The sequence below is a fragment of the Pontibacter ruber genome (assembly GCF_023630205.1).
GTDB lineage: Bacteria > Bacteroidota > Bacteroidia > Cytophagales > Hymenobacteraceae > Pontibacter > Pontibacter ruber.
In genome coordinates, this window is sequence record NZ_JALPRR010000003.1 from 390,755 (window position 1) to 407,147 (window position 16,393).

12 protein-coding genes are annotated in these 16,393 nt (G+C 49.1%); 5 read left to right on the forward strand and 7 right to left on the reverse strand.

The features are described from left to right. Window positions 1–44 precede the first annotated feature (44 nt). On the reverse strand, window positions 45–1,103 hold the full coding sequence (locus MJ611_RS13545; protein WP_250430355.1) for a serine hydrolase domain-containing protein: 1,059 nt from the start codon (window positions 1,101–1,103) through the stop codon (window positions 45–47). A gap of 90 nt (window positions 1,104–1,193) precedes the next feature. Between MJ611_RS13545 and MJ611_RS13550 the strand changes: the two genes are divergently transcribed. Together MJ611_RS13550 and MJ611_RS13555 are read left to right on the forward strand one after the other, a co-directional pair. After that, a complete protein-coding gene (locus tag MJ611_RS13550; RefSeq protein WP_250430356.1) occupies window positions 1,194–1,958 on the forward strand; it encodes an oxygenase MpaB family protein in 765 nt (254 codons plus the stop codon). Between the two features lie 284 nt (window positions 1,959–2,242). Then, window positions 2,243–4,066 carry a cytochrome c oxidase subunit I gene (locus tag MJ611_RS13555; RefSeq protein WP_250430357.1) on the forward strand — a complete coding sequence of 608 codons (1,824 nt, stop codon included), beginning with the start codon at window positions 2,243–2,245 and terminating at the stop codon, window positions 4,064–4,066. 112 nt (window positions 4,067–4,178) lie between these two features. On the opposite strand, the gene MJ611_RS13560 is transcribed toward MJ611_RS13555, so the two are convergent. From MJ611_RS13560 to MJ611_RS13575, 4 genes are all read right to left on the reverse strand, one after another. After that, a complete protein-coding gene (locus MJ611_RS13560; RefSeq protein WP_250430358.1) occupies window positions 4,179–5,699 on the reverse strand; it encodes a serine/threonine protein kinase in 1,521 nt (506 codons plus the stop codon). A gap of 331 nt (window positions 5,700–6,030) precedes the next feature. Beyond that, a complete protein-coding gene (locus tag MJ611_RS13565) occupies window positions 6,031–6,798 on the reverse strand; it encodes a LytR/AlgR family response regulator transcription factor (protein WP_250430359.1) in 768 nt (255 codons plus the stop codon). After that, a complete protein-coding gene (locus MJ611_RS13570; RefSeq protein WP_250430360.1) occupies window positions 6,795–7,847 on the reverse strand; it encodes a sensor histidine kinase in 1,053 nt (350 codons plus the stop codon). Before MJ611_RS13570 ends, MJ611_RS13565 begins: the two co-directional genes overlap by 4 nt. Before the next feature lie 127 nt (window positions 7,848–7,974). After that, complete coding sequence (locus tag MJ611_RS13575) at window positions 7,975–8,376, reverse strand: hypothetical protein (protein WP_250430361.1); 402 nt, start codon at window positions 8,374–8,376, stop codon at window positions 7,975–7,977. A 270-nt stretch (window positions 8,377–8,646) separates the two neighbouring features. On the opposite strand from MJ611_RS13575, the gene MJ611_RS13580 reads away from it, so the two are divergent. Next, on the forward strand, window positions 8,647–11,082 hold the full coding sequence (locus MJ611_RS13580) for a TonB-dependent receptor domain-containing protein (RefSeq protein ID WP_250430362.1): 2,436 nt from the start codon (window positions 8,647–8,649) through the stop codon (window positions 11,080–11,082). Between the two features lie 411 nt (window positions 11,083–11,493). After that, the gene (locus MJ611_RS13585) at window positions 11,494–12,171 is read left to right on the forward strand and encodes a hypothetical protein (RefSeq protein ID WP_250430363.1); all 678 of its coding nucleotides are present in this window, start codon (window positions 11,494–11,496) and stop codon (window positions 12,169–12,171) included. A gap of 130 nt (window positions 12,172–12,301) precedes the next feature. On the opposite strand, the gene MJ611_RS13590 is transcribed toward MJ611_RS13585, so the two are convergent. Together MJ611_RS13590 and MJ611_RS13595 are read right to left on the reverse strand one after the other, a co-directional pair. Then, window positions 12,302–13,972, reverse strand: a complete 1,671-nt coding sequence (locus MJ611_RS13590) for an alpha-amylase family protein (RefSeq protein WP_250430364.1) — start codon at window positions 13,970–13,972, stop codon at window positions 12,302–12,304. A 137-nt stretch (window positions 13,973–14,109) separates the two neighbouring features. Then, the gene (locus MJ611_RS13595) at window positions 14,110–14,499 is read right to left on the reverse strand and encodes a hypothetical protein (protein ID WP_250430365.1); all 390 of its coding nucleotides are present in this window, start codon (window positions 14,497–14,499) and stop codon (window positions 14,110–14,112) included. A 432-nt stretch (window positions 14,500–14,931) separates the two neighbouring features. Here MJ611_RS13595 and MJ611_RS13600 point away from each other — a divergent pair, with 432 nt between their 5' ends. Further along, entirely contained in the window at window positions 14,932–16,335 is a 1,404-nt protein-coding gene (locus MJ611_RS13600) for a S8 family peptidase (protein ID WP_250430366.1), read from the forward strand. Window positions 16,336–16,393: the final 58 nt, after the last annotated feature.

The window sequence follows — 16,393 nt, forward strand, 5'->3', positions numbered from 1 at the left end:
CAGGAGCTGAGCACGCTGTGAGGTCTGGTGCGCAGTATTTGTTCTTACCGTGTCAACTCCCCAAGCTGCCGTACCAAGTCTGACTTAGGGCTGAATTCCGGGAAGTTGCTTAGTACATCCAGAAAGTCGGTGAGCAGGTGCTGGTTATCGGCAATGTTGGAAAAGTATGCGATCAGTTTGTCCTGCTCCGGCAGACGGATTACCAGGTTGCTGAAGCCGCAGGTGTTGCCGGTATGGTACATTTCACAAGAGCCATTTTTTCTCCTGGAGAAGAACCAGCCCATGCCATAAAACCAGTTTCGCTCCTTGTCAATGGGGAAGTATACTTTGTCCAGCAGAGGCTGTAGCTCGAAAAGACCTGGTTGCCGGAGCGCCTTGTGCCATAGCTGGTAATCCTGCAGCGAAGTATAAATGCAACCATCCCCTTTTGTTGCGCTGCAGGTGCTCTGATCAGAGAAGTAAGGCGCATTAGCCGCGTTATAAGCATACCCCATGGCCCTTTCAGGAATCTTAAGGTTCTCTTTATAAAGTATAGAGTTCTTCATTCCGAGCGGTTCAAAGATATACTGCTGCAAAAAGGTGCCGAAAGCTAGACCCGACACCTGCTCTACTACCAGGGCCAGTAACACATAACCCGTGTTGCTGTAGCGGAAAGCTGTTCCGGGCTCAAAATACGACTCCGTTGTCGCAGCTGCTATCTGTAGCACATGTTCATCAGAAACCTGTTTTGTGGCTTTTTCATCTACAAACGCTTCGTAGTCGAGTAGCCCCGAAGAGTGGGTCAGTAACTGGTGCAGGGAAATTTTGCTACCAATAACAGGGTTGAATTCCGGGAAGAAATGCAGCAACGTGTCTTCGTAGCACAACCTGCCATCCTGCTCCAGCAAATGGATGCACATGGCCGTGAATTGCTTCGATACCGACGCCATGCGGAAGTTTGTAGCTGCTGAAACAGGCTCCCTGTACGTGAGTTTTGCCAGTCCGAAGCCCTTCGAATACAAAGTCTCTCCGTCGGAAGTTACAAGCAGGGCGGCACCGGGCTGGTGGTCAGGATACCGGGAATTCATTATCGAATCCAGGGCGTGCTGAATCGTAGAAGTCATGAAGCAGCATAATGGTTTAAGTACTTACAAGATATGTATTTTGCTGGAGGAAACACTGCACGTTTTCGGGCGGAAGGCTGTTTTAGAAGTATGGAATTTTTTGTTGATAAAGGCTCTGTCGTCAGGAAGATCTGGGGAACCGGCGATACGATCCTGTTTATATTTGCCGGCGCCTCTGCGGAGTTTGCCCTGAACAAGGCTGTGGACTGGCTCTATTTCACCGGCCGACTGCCTTCCGATCCGCTGGGCAGGTTGTTTTCTACGGTGGCATATGCCCGGCAGATCGTTTTTTCTGAAAAAGAAGGCGCCCACCGCGCCATTGATAAAATGTCGGCCATACATGCCGGCGTCGAAGCTAAGAGGGGCACCCGCATTCCGGATTGGGCTTACCGCGATGTGCTTTTCATGCTGATCGATTATTCGATCCGCTCCTTTGAGCTGCTGGAACGAAAGCTGACGGAGCAGGAAAAAGAGGAAGTGTTTGATGTGTTCAGCAGGGTGGGGCGCCGCATGGGAATAAAAGGGCTGCCTGACACCTTTACCGAGTGGTTGCAGATGCGGGAGCAGCATCTGCAGCAAAACCTTGAACCGAGCCGATTTACACATGATTTGTACGGGCAGTACCGAAAACACTTGGGCGCAGTACGCTACCGGCTGTTGCTCGAAGCCCAGATCCTGGTCATGCCCACACGGGTGCGCCAGTTGCTGCGACTGCGCCCGATCTCGCTTGTTACCCCTGTACTGGGCATGTACAAAGTGAGCCGCAAACTGAATATGGATTGGCTGCTGAAAGCCCTGATCTTACCGCCGGCTTACAAAGAGCAGATCAGGGATCTTGATTCTGTTCCTGCTTAACAGTCTTCTTTAATTTGAAAAACTGCTGTTACGAACGGGTAAGCTAAACACAGCATGTCCGAATGCGTGAAACAAGCCGCTTTGCTATCCGGTAAAGCGGCTTTTCTGTTTGCGTGGTATACTTTAGATTGTGTTTAAATGCCAGGTTTATAAGGGGTTGACACAGAAAAGTGAAATCTTTTGACGGCATTTTACAGTATGAGTCATTAAAGCTTCTGCTCCTGTACGTCGAGGCGAGGGAAGCATACGGGCACGTTAAAGATTATCCACTTAACTGATTAACGATGGCTACCATAGATCTTTCTACCGGCAGGGAAATGCCAGAAGTGCACGAAGAGCACGAGCATCATGAGCAGAACTTTATTGAGAAGTACATCTTTAGCCAGGACCATAAGGTAATTGCCAAGCAGTACCTGATCACCGGTATTTTCTGGGCTTTTGTAGGAAGCTTCCTTTCCGTACTCTTTCGCCTGCAACTGGGCTGGCCCGAGGCAACCTATACTTTCCTGGAACCGATCCTGGGAAAGTGGGTGGACAACGGCAAAATAGATCCGGAGTTTTACCTGGCCATGGTTACCATGCACGGTACCATCATGGTATTCTTTGTACTGACAGCCGGCCTGAGCGGTACGTTCTCTAACTTCCTGATCCCGCTGCAGATCGGTGCCCGCGATATGGCATCCGGCTTCATGAACATGCTTTCGTACTGGTTCTTCTTCCTTTCAAGCGTGATCATGTTTGCTTCGCTGTTCATCGAAACTGGGCCTGCAGGTGGTGGCTGGACCGTGTATCCGCCGCTGAGTGCCCTGCCCCAGGCGATATCCGGCTCCGGATTAGGCATGACGCTGTGGCTGATCTCGATGGCCTTGTTCATTGTATCTACGTTGTTGGGCGGTGTGAACTACATTACGACCGTGATCAACCTGAGAACAAAAGGCATGTCGATGACGAAGTTGCCGCTTACTATCTGGGCGTTCTTCCTGACAGCTATCGTAGGTCTTTTATCTTTTCCCGTGCTTTTCTCGGCGGCCATTCTGCTGATCTTCGACCGCAGTTTCGGCACCAGTTTCTACTTGTCTGATATCTACATTGCCGGGGAGGCGCTGTCAAACACGGGCGGTAGCCCGGTGCTGTTTCAGCACCTGTTCTGGTTCCTGGGGCACCCTGAAGTATACATCGTGATCATGCCTTCGTTCGGGATCACTTCTGAGATTATCGCTACCAATGCCCGTAAACCGATCTTTGGTTACCGGGCCATGATTGGTTCTTTGATAGGAATTTCCCTGCTGTCGATTATTGTATGGGCACACCACATGTTCGTTTCAGGCATGAACCCGTTCCTGGGCTCGGTGTTCATGTTCCTGACCCTGATCATTGCCGTGCCGTCGGCGGTGAAGGTGTTTAACTGGCTGGCTACCTTGTGGCGGGGCAACATACGCTTTACGACGGCCATGCTTTTTGCCATTGCTTTTGTTTCGATTTTTATCTCGGGTGGCTTAACGGGCATTGTGTTGGGTAACTCCTCGCTGGACATACAGATACACGATACCTACTTTGTGGTTGCGCACTTCCACATGGTGATGGGGGCTGCTGCATTCTTCGGGATGTTTGCCGGCGTTTACCACTGGTTCCCGAAAATGTTTGGCCGCATGATGGACGAGAAAATGGGCTTTCTGCATTTCTGGCTTACCTTCCTGGCAGTATACCTGGTGTTCATCCCAATGCACTACATCGGTATTGCCGGCTTCCCAAGAAGATACTACTCCTGGACAGGTTTTGAAGCTTTTAATGTGTTCCAGAATCTGAACATCTTCATCAGTATAGCCGCCATTATGGGCTTCTTTGCCCAGTTCATCTTCCTGTTCAATTTCCTTTACAGCATGTACAAAGGTCGCCGTGCAACAGCTAACCCCTGGCACTCCAATACACTGGAGTGGACCACACCGGTACTTCCGGGGCACGGCAACTGGCCTGGCGAGATGCCGATTGTTTACCGCTGGCCTTACGATTACAGCAAACCAGGCGCACCTGATGATTACATACCGCAGAACGTACCCTACTCTCAGACGCAGTCTTCAAATCTGCCGTATGAGCGGGCGCTTGAGTAAGATCGTCTAACAGCAGTCAACTCAGGACTTCAGAGAGTGTGAGAACAAGTATAAAAGCCACTCCGGATTACCTGGAGTGGCTTTTATACTTGTTGGCATGTTGATGTGAATACTAATCGCCGGCCATCATACGAACATAAAGCTCCTTTATCTTTCCGCTGTCATCTTCCTGGGTGCTGTCGATGGTGACGGTGCTGGTACTATCGGCACTGAGCAGAATATCGGCGAACTCGCCGGCACTGAACCTGCTGACCGCCTCGCTGCCCTCGGCATAATACACTGCTGCACCGGGTGCGAATAGTTTCAGCATATCCGGTTTCCATTTTTCCCTTACCTCAATGGGTACCTTTTCATCTACCATCTGTGCCAGGAAAGCGCGTAAGGTGCGTGGTTTTGCAAAGGCAGGCTTTGTGAGTGCAGGCTTCTGTGTTGCAACTGCTGATTTGTATGTTTCGGTAGCCGGGGTAGTAACAGCCTCTTTTTTAGGAGGAGCAGGTGGTTTTGTACTTGTAGTTTCAGGCGACCGCTTTTGCGCAATGGGTTCTGTTGGTGGAGGTGTCGCTGTACTGCCGGTGCTCTGGCTCTCTTTCGGCTCGTCGGGTTTGTTGGGCAGTACAGTGATCACTTTGTTTTCGGCTGGTTTACCTGTTTTACCGGGTAAATAGTACCGGGTGTAATAAAAATAACCGGCTGCGAGCAGAACCAGCAAAGCGGCAATACCTGCCAGCGCATACTTGTACCAGGGGGTACGTTTATACTCGATCACGTTGGCCGTCACAATACCGAACCTGCCGTAGGTTTTCCACTTGCCATTTTCCAGAAAGTATGTGGCTTCTGCTTCGAGTTCTGCAGCTGTGGGGCGCTTTTCCCAGTTCGGATCCAGGCACACCCTTACAATGTTGCTGAGCACGCGGTCATAGGAACCCGGAAGGTAGGGCACTTCGGCACCCTGCAGCAGGGCCAGTCCTCCGTTTCCCTGCCACGGCACTTCGCCGGTACACAGCTCGTAAAGCGTAACTCCCAAAGCAAAAATATCGCTGGCTGCGTTTTTGACGGGCTGGGCTGCAAAGAACTCCGGCGCTGCATACGCTGCAGGCAGCGAAGTGTCAAGCCCGGTAGCTTTGCGGAGAAGTATGCGCGTACGATTGCTGATGCCAAAGTCGGCCAGCAGGTAACTCTCGTCCTCGGCAATCAGGATGTTTTCAGGTTTTATACTTTGATGAAGCACAGGAGGCTGCTGGGTATGCAGGTAGTGTAACGCGCTTCCTGCCTGCTTCAACAGCAATGCGATTTCATAAGCCGTAAGCGGGCCTTTGTCGTAAAGCCGTTGTGCCAGCGAGCCATTCTCCATATAGGGCAAAACCAGGTAGGGCATGCCCTGATGCTGGTCGAAATGGTGAAACTGTAAAAGGTGTGGGTGGTCCAGCTCATTGATCCGGACGTAGTCTTCCCGAAGCTGGTTTAAAACCTGTTCTTCCAGCCTGAATTGAGGTGCGTATACTTTGACGGCCACCATCTCCCTGCTTTCCTGTTGGTCTTCCGCCAGCCATACTTCAGAGATGCCGTGTGTGCCCAGCAGGTCTTTTAGACGGTAACGGTCTGCAAATACATCGTTTTGCTGTAGTGTAGGCATAGGTGAAGTGTTCGATAACTGGTTTCAGACAGCTTGTTATGTAACGTTTTTCCGGCCTTTTATTTTATACTTACCCCGAGGCATAGTGTTCTACTCCCTGCCTGTACCTGGTCAGTTGCAGGTGCCTTACTGTATAAAGTATTCGCTTTAAAACACGCCTCGCCAGGTAATACGCTTCTGTTGCTTTGGCATTAAGTGGAGGCGCTAAGTATACGTGCTGATAGCAAAGGTGTTAAAGGCAAGTATAAAAGTGCCGGTTTATACTTGTTGTTGCCTCTTTCAAGGTGGAAGTATACGAAGCTAGTAAGGTAGAATAAAAGGGGAGGTTACGCTACAGATCCAGCCATTGGCGGAAAGCCGGGGCGCGGTTGCTGCTGACCACTTGGTCTGTTGCTGCCGGCGGATTCAGAAGCAACGAAAGCCTGCCTTTAAAGTAGGGCCGGACTTCCTGCACCGCGTTGATGTGTACCGTGAGGTGGCGGTTTACCCGGAAGAACGCTTGCTGATCCAGTTGCTCTTCGAGCTGGTCGAGCGTGTTGTTGATGATGAAGCGTTTGCCTTGGAAAGTTACAAGAAAAACCACGCCTTCTTCGGCCAGAAAATAAGCTACTTCTTCTACAGGTATGGCTTTGATAGCCTGTCCGCTTTTAACCATAAAACGGGATTTTATACTTTGCTGCGGCTGTACCTGCGGTGCCTGCACCAGCTGCTGCAGGTTACCCAGGCTTTGAGCGAGGTGGTGGCTGCGCAGTTCTTCGTGCTTTTTCAGTGCCTTGGCTACTTCGTCTGGTTTAATGGGCTTGAGCAAATAATCAATGCTGTTTACCTGGAAAGCTTCGATGGCATACTGGTTATAGGCCGTAGTGAAGATGACGGGGCATTTTACTTCTACTTGCTTAAATATCTCGAAGCTGTTGCCGTCGGAAAGATGAATGTCGCAGAAGATCAGGTCCGGGGAAGGGTGCAGTTGCAGCCAGGGAACAGCCTCTTCAACCGAGCCAAGTATAGCCAGAACCGTTGGCTCCGGGCGCAGCCGCTGGATTATACTTTGCAGGGCCTCGGCAGCCAGTTGTTCATCTTCAAAAAGGACTATTTTCATACTTCGTCGGTGCTTAGCAAAGGTAGTTTAACGGTAAAAGCGGAGTCGTTCTGGTTTATCTCCACCTGCTCATCGCTCATGTATTTGTAGCGGTTGCTGATGTTCTGTAGGCCCAGGCCGGTAGAAGTTACTTCACTCAGGCGGGGCTGTAGGTTGTTCTCCACCACCAGTTTGTTTCCGGAAGTATAGATTTTAACCACCAATGGTTTTTTAGAAGTGGAGCCGTTGTGTTTGATGGCATTTTCAATCAGCAACTGCACCGAAGTAGGCGGGAGCTGAAGCTGCAATTTATCCTGCGGCACCTCTACTTCAAACTGCACGTTATCACCGAAACGGGTTTTCATGAGGTAGATGTAGGCATTGGCCAGCTCCAGCTCTTTCTGCAACGGCACCAGTTGTTGCTGTCCGCTGTCGAGCAGAGTGCGGTATACTTCGGAGAGCTGCCCCAGGAACTGCACCGCCTGGTCCTGGTTCTTGTAAATGAGCGAGCCCAGCACGTTCAGGCTGTTGAACAGGAAGTGCGGGTTTACCTGGTTTTTCAGCGACTCGAGCTGTGCCCTGAAGTTTTCCTTTTGTAGCTGCTCAGCCCGTAAATGCTCCGCCTGCAGTTGCTTTATGTTCCGTTCGCGCTCCACAAAATAATAAAAGAAGAGGGACGCTATACTGCTGATCACATAGGCCAATCGCACCCGTGTCGGTAACAGGTCCAGCTGTACATTTGCCAACTCGTAGATGTACACATAAGGCAAATAATACAGCAAATAACAGATCAGCACACTGGTTAGGATTACCGTAACTCCCTCCAAAATGGCTTTAAATGTTCTCGGAAGATTAGCCAGAGAACTGGATGTAAAAAACTTAGAAATAAGGGTATGCGACCAGAATAGCGCCAGTAGAAAGAAAAAAGCAAATGCCAGCTCCGCAAGTACGCCCCTGTTAAATAGCCAGATGGTGCCATTGTGTACATACACCAAAGCATAGTATAACAGCACCGTTGTGATAGCGGCAATGCCAATCAGTCTGAGGAAAGGGTAATACTTGCTTCGCATGTATTGCTGGGTGTTTGTTTCAGAGAATATACTGATCTGTAATATCAGGCAATGATACTTCTGCTGAATCTTTGGTTTTTATACTTCAGCTCTGTTATAAGGTGGCGTAGCTAACTTATAGGTTTGGTTATAGTCTGTTTTCTATTTCTTCCTTTACCTTTCTTAAGTATTTTACAGCTTTCTGTCGGTAACTCCAAGGCTTTACTTTTGCTGGAAGTCTGCTTAACCAATGGGAATTGGGTCCTACATATCCAGGTCTTTTTTCACTTAATGCTATTGATGTCGGAAGCAATTTCATTGAAAGGATATCTATACAATGTTCAAGCTGCTCGATTGAAGAGAAGATAAAAGTAAAGCCATCAACTTCTACGTTATAGATTTTGTACATGCCTTTTGAGTCCCGTTTAGGCGCTGGTGGGTCAAACTCTTCTGCGGCAACCCAAAGCTTATTTTCTTTTTCGATATGTACCCAATATGCCATAGGAGCGGCTTGCCAAGTATCACTATATCCTATTTCATATTTTTTCATAATCTGAGATTGACCTTTACAGCCTCCGAATAAAAACAAGTTATAGCTAAGAAGCAAACCGGCTCCAGGCTATACTTCCATTTCATCCCCCTAAAGCACACTTTCATTCCCATCCTTATTCCATTTCATCTACCGGAATTCCGCTTTCATAGTGACCAAATCCCGCTTCATCAGAACCTGATTTCATACCTGTTTACAGCACCTGATATTTGACTTAATGATCAGCGCAGGCTGAAAGAAAAGCATGTAAAACTTAAACGAAATAAAACCATGAAATCAGTTCAACTCTTAATGATCCTGTTGTTACTTTCCTTCGGAACAGGAGCTTTTGCGCAGGGCAAAGGCACACTCAGCGGCACTGTAAATGATGGGAAAGGACAGCCGCTCGGCTTCGTGAACGTGGCCGTACTAAAAGCTGCCGACAACACCATTGCTACCGGTACCATTGCCGATATGGAAGGTAATTTCACGATTGCAGCACCTGCCGCCGGCAAGTATAGACTGAAGCTTACGTTCCTGGGCTACCAGGCTTTGGAAACTGCTTTGTTCGAGGTAACAGGGGAGGGGCCGGGCAAAAACTTTGGCACCCTTATACTTGCCGAAGACGCTCAGGTGCTGAAAGAAGTAACCGTGCAGGCCATGCGCCCAACGGTTGTGGCCGAGGCCGATAAAATGGTGGTGAGCGTGGAGGGCACTGCCCTGGCAGGTGGCAGCACTGCTTACGAAGTATTAACTAAATCACCGGGTGTGTGGGTAGACCAGGACGGAAGTATAAAACTAAACGGTAAGGCGGGCGTGCAGGTAATGCTGAACGGAAAGCCTACCTACCTGTCGGCAAAGGAGCTGCAGAACATGCTGCAAAGTATGCCTGCCGAGAACATTAAAAACCTGGAGATCATCTCCAATCCATCGGCAAAGTATGAGGCAGAAGGCACTTCCGGAATCCTGAACATCAACCTGAAAAAGAACGAGACCAAAGGTATGAGCGGCAACGCGTACGCAGGTTATCAGCATAACGAAATGCCTGGTTTTACGGCCGGCGCAAACCTGAACCATAAGCAGGGCAAGTGGAACTCTGTGGCGAGCCTGGATCTGGCGGAGCGTACTTTCTACAGAACAAACAACATGCAGCGCACCTACAGCGGTAATGCCGGCCAAAGCCTGGAGCAGGAAGCTTTAGAGCGGAACCGACGCTTTGTACCTGCCTTGCGCTTGGGCACCGATTACGAGCTGAACAGCAAACACAGCATTGGCCTGATGGCAACTGCAGCCAATTACCGCACCCACGACAACATCCGGACAAGCGCCTGGCTGCGCGATGGCAACCCGCAACACGACCTGTACATTGATGCCCTGAACAAATCTGAAACCAAGTATAACAACAATACCCTGAACCTGCACTACCTGGGCAAGCTCGACACCATGGGCACTACCTTGTCGGCGGATGTGGATTTTGTTACCCTGATCAGCGAGGATATGTCTATGTTCCGGAACACCTACGACAGCCTGGGCAACAACGCTCCGCTGTTCTCGGACCTGCTGCTGGCTGAAAACCCTGCTTACTACACCATCTATTCCGGCAAAACCGACTTCTCCAGACGATTGGGTAAAACAGGTAAACTGGAACTGGGAGCGAAGGGCAGTTATGTGAAATCAGATAACGAGCTACGTTTTTATGAGTCGGTGGACGGCCAGAAACAGCAGGACAACAGCCGCAGCAACCACTTTATTTATGAAGAAAACATTTACGCTGCCTATGCTAACTACTCTACAACATTTGGTAAAAAGTGGAGCCTGCAAGCGGGCCTGCGTGCCGAGCAAACCAATACCAAAGGCAACTCCAAAACTCTGGATCAAACTACAAAAAGAAGCTATCTCGAACTGTTCCCAAGCCTGTTTGTACAGCAGCATGTGAGTGAGAATTACCAGATCAGCTATAGTTTCAGCCGCCGTATTAACAGGCCACGCTACGAAAACCTGAACCCCTTTGTATTCTACATCGACCCTTACTCTCTGGTAATAGGTAACCCGCAGCTAAAGCCGCAGTATACCAACGCTTTCTCGGTAACCCAAACCCTGAAACAGAATTACATGCTGGTGCTGGGCTATGCCAAGTCAAAAGATTTTGTAACTGAGATACATAACCAGGTGCCGGGCGAGCAGGTGGTTACTTTCCAGCAACAGAACGTAGACGACGCCGCCAACATGCACGCTACCCTGGTAGCACCTGTGCGCCTGTCCAGCAACTGGCAGATGAGCAACACGGCAACTATCGCTTACCAGAGCTTTGCCCAGAAGGCCGCAGACCAGCTGCGCGAGAACGAACAGGTAAGCTTCTCGGCACAAACAACGCAGAACGTGCAGCTGCCAAAGGATATCAAAATGGAAGTTAATGCCGCTTATCAGGGCCCAACTGCCTATGGTTTTTACAACATCAAGTCGAGCTGGTGGCTGGATGCAGGTGTTAAACGATCGTTCCTGCAGGATAAACTGGAAGTAAGCCTTGCGATGACAGATATTTTCCGCACCCGCCGCTTAAAAGGCGATACTATGCTGAACGGAAACGGCATTACTTCCCAGCAATACCAGGGCACGCAAAGCTTCAGAATAAACCTGCGTTACCGCTTCAGCAAAGGCAGCAAGTTCGAGGCTAATGGCAGAGCAAATAAGCTGGAGGAAATGGAGAGAGCAGCAGGAGGCAAGTAAACCCAAAAGTGATAAACGGAGATTTGAACAACTCCTTTGGCTCAGGGTGTGGCTCTGGGCCAAAGGAGTTTTATAGATGGTGAATGCATTCTTTACTTCTGCTAAAGAACAATAGCTGAAAGTGTTAGAGATCTGATGAAATATTTTTTAGAAAATAATCATATTTTTTTAAAATTTATTTGTGCAATTTTTAATTGATCTCTCCCAGTCAACTCTTAGGTAAAAAATTCTCAGTAGAGGGTACTTAACACAAATCGCATGAAAATTATTTTGAAATCATAAGACTAGCAGGATGGATGTTTTAACAATGTTAATAGTACAATTAAGTAATAACATATAAATATATAATGAAACATTGGTGTTTGCAGCAGGTATAAGGAGCATTGTTAAACCTAAAAAACCATAATCTAAATGAAAAAAGTAACAATGCTCGCCCTGCTGGCCATCCCAGCGTTGTTTACCATGAGCTGCTCTGAAGACCAGGATGTAGCTCCAACTGCTTCCTTAAAATCTTCAGCCGAGGCTTTGGCCACAGGCAATGGTGCTCCAAGCGGCGAACACTACAACTTAAACATCATTGGTGTGCCAAAAGGCAAATCTGCCACTATGGACGGCAACAGCGGCCACAGAATTTTTGTAAACCTGGATGGCAACAGCAAAATCCTTTTAGCTGAAGGTGACACCTACCAGGTACTGGACGCAAACGGTACGGACGGAGATGGTGCCAAGTTCCAGCTGCCAAACCCGGATGTTGACAACGACGGCATCACTTCTTACTCTGTATGGGCCCGTGCACTGGGCAAACCAGGCGGCAGCTCTGTAATGACAACCTGCGCTTATGACCCGATTGCCATGGAAGACGTGTGCAGCACCGAAAACCTGGTTTCTGTAAGAGAGAAAGGAAAGTCCTCGTTCACAAACGTATCAAAAGACCTGCTCTACATCTATGCTGACCTGGACAGCGACGGCACCACAGAGCGCTACCCGCTGTTTGACGACAGACTGCAGGATTACTACTGGAGCTACGACAACAACGGTCTGAAAGTACTCCAGCTGCGTTTCTACGAGATCCCGACTAACGTAAACTAAGCTACTGCTTATATTAATAAGAAGAGCCACTGCCTGCGAAGGTCAGTGGCTCTCTTGCTTTTGATATCTACATTACCGGGTAATTCATTTCTCTTTTAACAAACCCAGGTTATTGTTCTCTGTTTACTGCTCATTGTTTGCTGTTACCTTTCTTTCCTCTGTGCAGCAGGTGGCTCAGGTCACCGGTACGGAACCAGCGGTAACCGTAAGCCTCCATGGTTATGTAGTGGCGGCCTTTCTCGTCAACGGCGCTCTTGTAGTTTGCCATCAGGTCAATCAGCTTTTCTTCCTGCTTCTGCTTTAGGTTCAGGACTACTTCATGGGGCTGCACGTCGAAGTTGTGGAGTACAATAAGGGAGTTACCTTTCCAGTGATAGTGCATGGCCAATACCTGTGGCGTGTCGGTCTGCAGGATTTGCCAATCGCCCCAGCCAATTTCAGGACACTCCTTTCGCAGGCGTATGAGGCTCGTCATCCAGTTGAGCAGCGATTCCGGATTGCGGCGCTGCTCTTCTGTGTTAACGTGTGTGTAGGAGTAAGGACCTTCACTGATGATGGGGTGAACTAATTTTTTTGCTGTTGAAAAGCCCGCCTGCGTATCATCGGACCACTGCATGGGTGTTCGTACGGCATCCCGCTCCTCGAGCGTCAGGTCATCGCCCATCCCAATCTCATCACCGTACCGGATTACCGGCGTGCCAGGCAGTGAGAACATAAGGCTATAAGCCAGCTCAGTTTGCTGCCGGCTTCCCAGCATAGGCGAGAGGCGCCGTCGTATGCCCCGGTCGTAGAGTTGCATGTGTTTTTCGGGTCCGAAGCGTGCGAATACTTTTTGCCGCTGCTCTTCAGTAAGCCGCCCCAGGTCCAACTCGTCGTGGTTGCGCAGGAATTGTGCCCATTGTGCCGTCGGGAACAACCCTTTGGTTGCTTCCAGGGCTTTAACCAAGGGTTCGGTATCAGCGGTAGCCAGGGTATAAAAAACATGCTGGTTCACATAGAAGTTAAACATCAAGTGAATGCCGTCACCTTCTTCGCCAAAGTATGGCTGGGTCTCTTCCGGCAGCACATTGGCCTCGCCCAGCAGCACGGCATCGCCCTGCCGCCATTGCAGGAAACGGCGCATCTCACGCAGGTACTCAAACTTCAGCTTGTGCTGGTCTTTGCCCGGAACGGTGCTTTCAAGTATAAAAGGAACGGCATCTACCCGGAAACCAGCTACCCCCAGCTCCAGCCAGAACCCCATGATCTTGTAAACCTCTGCCCGTACTTCGGGATTGTCCATGTTCAGGTCGGGTTGGTGCTCAAAGAAGCGGTGAAAAAAGTAGGCGCCTGCTTTCTTATCGTACGTCCAGGTAGCTTTCTGTACTCCCGGGAATACCATGCCTTCGTCCCAGTTGGAAGGTTTTTCTTCAGACCAGACATACCAGTCGTAATACCGGGAGCCTTTGCCATTTCGCGCTTCCTGGAACCAGGGGTGCTGGTCCGAAGTGTGGTTCACCACGAGGTCCATGATCACTTTGATGCCGCGTTTTTTAGCCTGGTGCATGAACTCCACAAAATCGCCGCTGGAGCCATGCCGGCGGTCTACACCATAGTAATCGCTGATGTCGTAGCCGTTGTCTTTGTTCGGGCTGGGCTGGAAGGGAGCAAGCCAGACGGTATCTACCCCCAGAGAGTTGAGATAGTCCAGGCGGCGGCAAAGCCCTTCAAAGTCGCCTACGCCATCTCCGTTCACATCCATGAATGTTTCAAGGTCGAGGCTGTAGATAACTGCATTTTTGTACCAGAGGTCTTCTATCATAGAGGTGTTTGTGTGTAGGAAAAGAATAATCAGCGATTCGGGTTCTAGGTGATCAGGCGTGCGGCATTATACTTTGTATAACATGGAGCGATGCTGCCTTCAGGTATACTTATACTATAATGCTTGCCGGGCAGAGACTACTCAACAACCCTGTAACTGCACGCGCCTTCGGTCTGATATTCTATTTTCTCATCGGCCATCAATTCCTCTATTATTTTATCGGTATACTCCTTACTAAAGCCCAGGCTTTCTCCTAAGGCTCTTTCGTCGAGTTTGCCATCGTTTTGCCGCAGGGCTTCCAGGTATTTTTCTTTGTCTTTCTCCATGGTTTTTAAGTTGGTGGTTGGTTGGCCAGGTAAAGCATACCTGGCTGGTTTAGCCTTCCTGTATACTTCTTTCAAAATGGCATGGTTGTGTTGGCGGAGCTTAGGTAAAGGTTTCGCTGTGCTTTTCTCCATACTTCTGTGGTGCGTAGTGCTGGCTTCTGTTTGCTGCCAGAAAGTATGGTTAGGCTGCAACTGTACCAAATGTTTTTTAACCTAAGTGCTGTATCGGGTGCCACACACTTCTGGAGTTTTTATACTTACTGTCAAGGTGTAGAAAGGGGATGTTCTATTGGCTAAACACCAAAGTTGTGACACAGCTGCAGTGTCGTGACTTTGGTGTTTAGCCAATAATTGTGAGGCCGGCTGCATGCCCTGAAATAGCTCAGAAAAACTGTATAGCATGCGGTAAAATAAAATGAATATATGAAAAGTGGAATGTTACTTTTTGCATTAAAATGGCCTTGTTGAAGTGCGTTGTATCTTGTCTTTTAGTCTTAAAATTCAATTTTGTCCTGTAAATACGTCTGACGAAGCTTGTTACTTTTTGGTGAGGTTTTTCCTTTAAATCAAGGTTGTTATTTCTAATATTTGACATACAACATTTTATTCTCACCTAAAAACAAGTTAACTATCATGATTAAAAATTACTTAACAGCAGGCAAGTCTGCTGTAATTATGGCCATGCTGTCTGCCGCTGTACTTACAAGCTGCGAGAAGGAAACGTTAATGGAGAACAATGAATTCGCAACTTCTCAGACGTCTGAGGCTGCTGCCGGAAAGCAGAACTTCGTAGCCAACGAGGTGCTTGTGAAATTCAAAGCAGGTGTATCAGCAGAAGCAAGAGCCGCAGTCCTGGAGCGCATTGGAGGAAATGTAAAGGAGAGAATCCTTACAAAAGCAATGGAGCGCTTTGGTGACAAAGAAGGTCTTACATTGGTACATACGCCAATGGCAGCGCTTGAAGCGTTAAGCAAGCTGAAAGGAGCCGCAGAAATAGAGTTTGCAGAGCCTAACTACATCTACACGCATAATGCAACCTCTTCAGATCCTTACTACACCAACGGTTCGCTGTGGGGCTTGTATGGCGATGCTACAACTCCTGCCAACCAGTATGGCAGCCAGGCTGGCGAAGCCTGGGCAGGTGGTAACACCGGATCCAAGTCAGTAGTAATAGGTATCATTGACGAAGGTGTACAGTATACACACCCTGATCTGGCCGCTAACGTATGGACAAACCCTTACGACCCGGCTGACGGCGTAGACAACGACGGCAACGGTTACGTAGATGATACCCATGGCTGGGATTTTGATGGCAATAACAGCCAGGTTTATGACGGCGGATCAAGCGGTGGTACGGATGACCACGGTACGCACGTAGCTGGTACTATTGGTGCCGTAAACGACGGCAAAGGCGTGGTAGGCGTTAACTGGAACGTGACCATGATCTCTTGCAAGTTCCTGGGCCGCAGAGGTGGTACTACTGCCAATGCTGTAAAAGCAGTTGACTACCTGACTGACCTGAAAAAGCGACATGGTATGAACATCGTAGCCAGCAACAACTCATGGGGTGGCGGTGGCTTCTCTCAGGCATTGTATGATGCCGTTAACCGTGCCAACAGCAACGAAATTTTGTTCGTAGCAGCAGCCGGCAACGGTGGCAGCGACGGTGTTGGTGACAACAACGACGTTACAGCCAGCTATCCATCTAACATGGACCTGCCAAACGTGATCGCGGTAGCAGCTATCACTAACACAGGTGCTAAATCTTCGTTCTCTAACTACGGTGCCACTACTGTAGATATCGGAGCACCAGGTTCAGCTATCAACTCTACTACAGCGTTCAACACGTATTCTTCTTACAACGGTACGTCTATGGCAACGCCTCACGTAACCGGTGGTGTAGCCCTGTATGCAGCTTCGCACCCAGGTTCTACAGCAGCAGCTATTAAGAATGCCATCATGAGCAGCGCAGTTCCTACTGCTTCTCTGTCTGGCAAGTGCGTTTCAGGTGGTCGCCTGAACGTAAGCGGTTTCTAAGAGAACATCCTGATAAGCTTAAAAGCCGCTCCAGCAACAGCTGGAGCGGCTTTTTTCT

Bases quoted from the DNA above. Each gene is read 5' to 3' on its own strand.
- MJ611_RS13585 (WP_250430363.1), top strand. From the start codon at position 11,494: ATGAAAAAAGTAACAATGCTCGCCCTGCTGGCCATCCCAGCGTTGTTT.
- MJ611_RS13560 (WP_250430358.1), bottom strand. From the start codon at position 5,699: ATGCCTACACTACAGCAAAACGATGTATTTGCAGACCGTTACCGTCTA.
- MJ611_RS13590 (WP_250430364.1), bottom strand. From the start codon at position 13,972: ATGATAGAAGACCTCTGGTACAAAAATGCAGTTATCTACAGCCTCGAC.
- MJ611_RS13570 (WP_250430360.1), bottom strand. From the start codon at position 7,847: ATGCGAAGCAAGTATTACCCTTTCCTCAGACTGATTGGCATTGCCGCT.
- MJ611_RS13580 (WP_250430362.1), top strand. From the start codon at position 8,647: ATGAAATCAGTTCAACTCTTAATGATCCTGTTGTTACTTTCCTTCGGA.
- MJ611_RS13545 (WP_250430355.1), bottom strand. From the start codon at position 1,103: ATGACTTCTACGATTCAGCACGCCCTGGATTCGATAATGAATTCCCGG.
- MJ611_RS13550 (WP_250430356.1), top strand. From the start codon at position 1,194: ATGGAATTTTTTGTTGATAAAGGCTCTGTCGTCAGGAAGATCTGGGGA.
- MJ611_RS13555 (WP_250430357.1), top strand. From the start codon at position 2,243: ATGGCTACCATAGATCTTTCTACCGGCAGGGAAATGCCAGAAGTGCAC.
- MJ611_RS13600 (WP_250430366.1), top strand. From the start codon at position 14,932: ATGATTAAAAATTACTTAACAGCAGGCAAGTCTGCTGTAATTATGGCC.
- MJ611_RS13565 (WP_250430359.1), bottom strand. From the start codon at position 6,798: ATGAAAATAGTCCTTTTTGAAGATGAACAACTGGCTGCCGAGGCCCTG.
- MJ611_RS13575 (WP_250430361.1), bottom strand. From the start codon at position 8,376: ATGAAAAAATATGAAATAGGATATAGTGATACTTGGCAAGCCGCTCCT.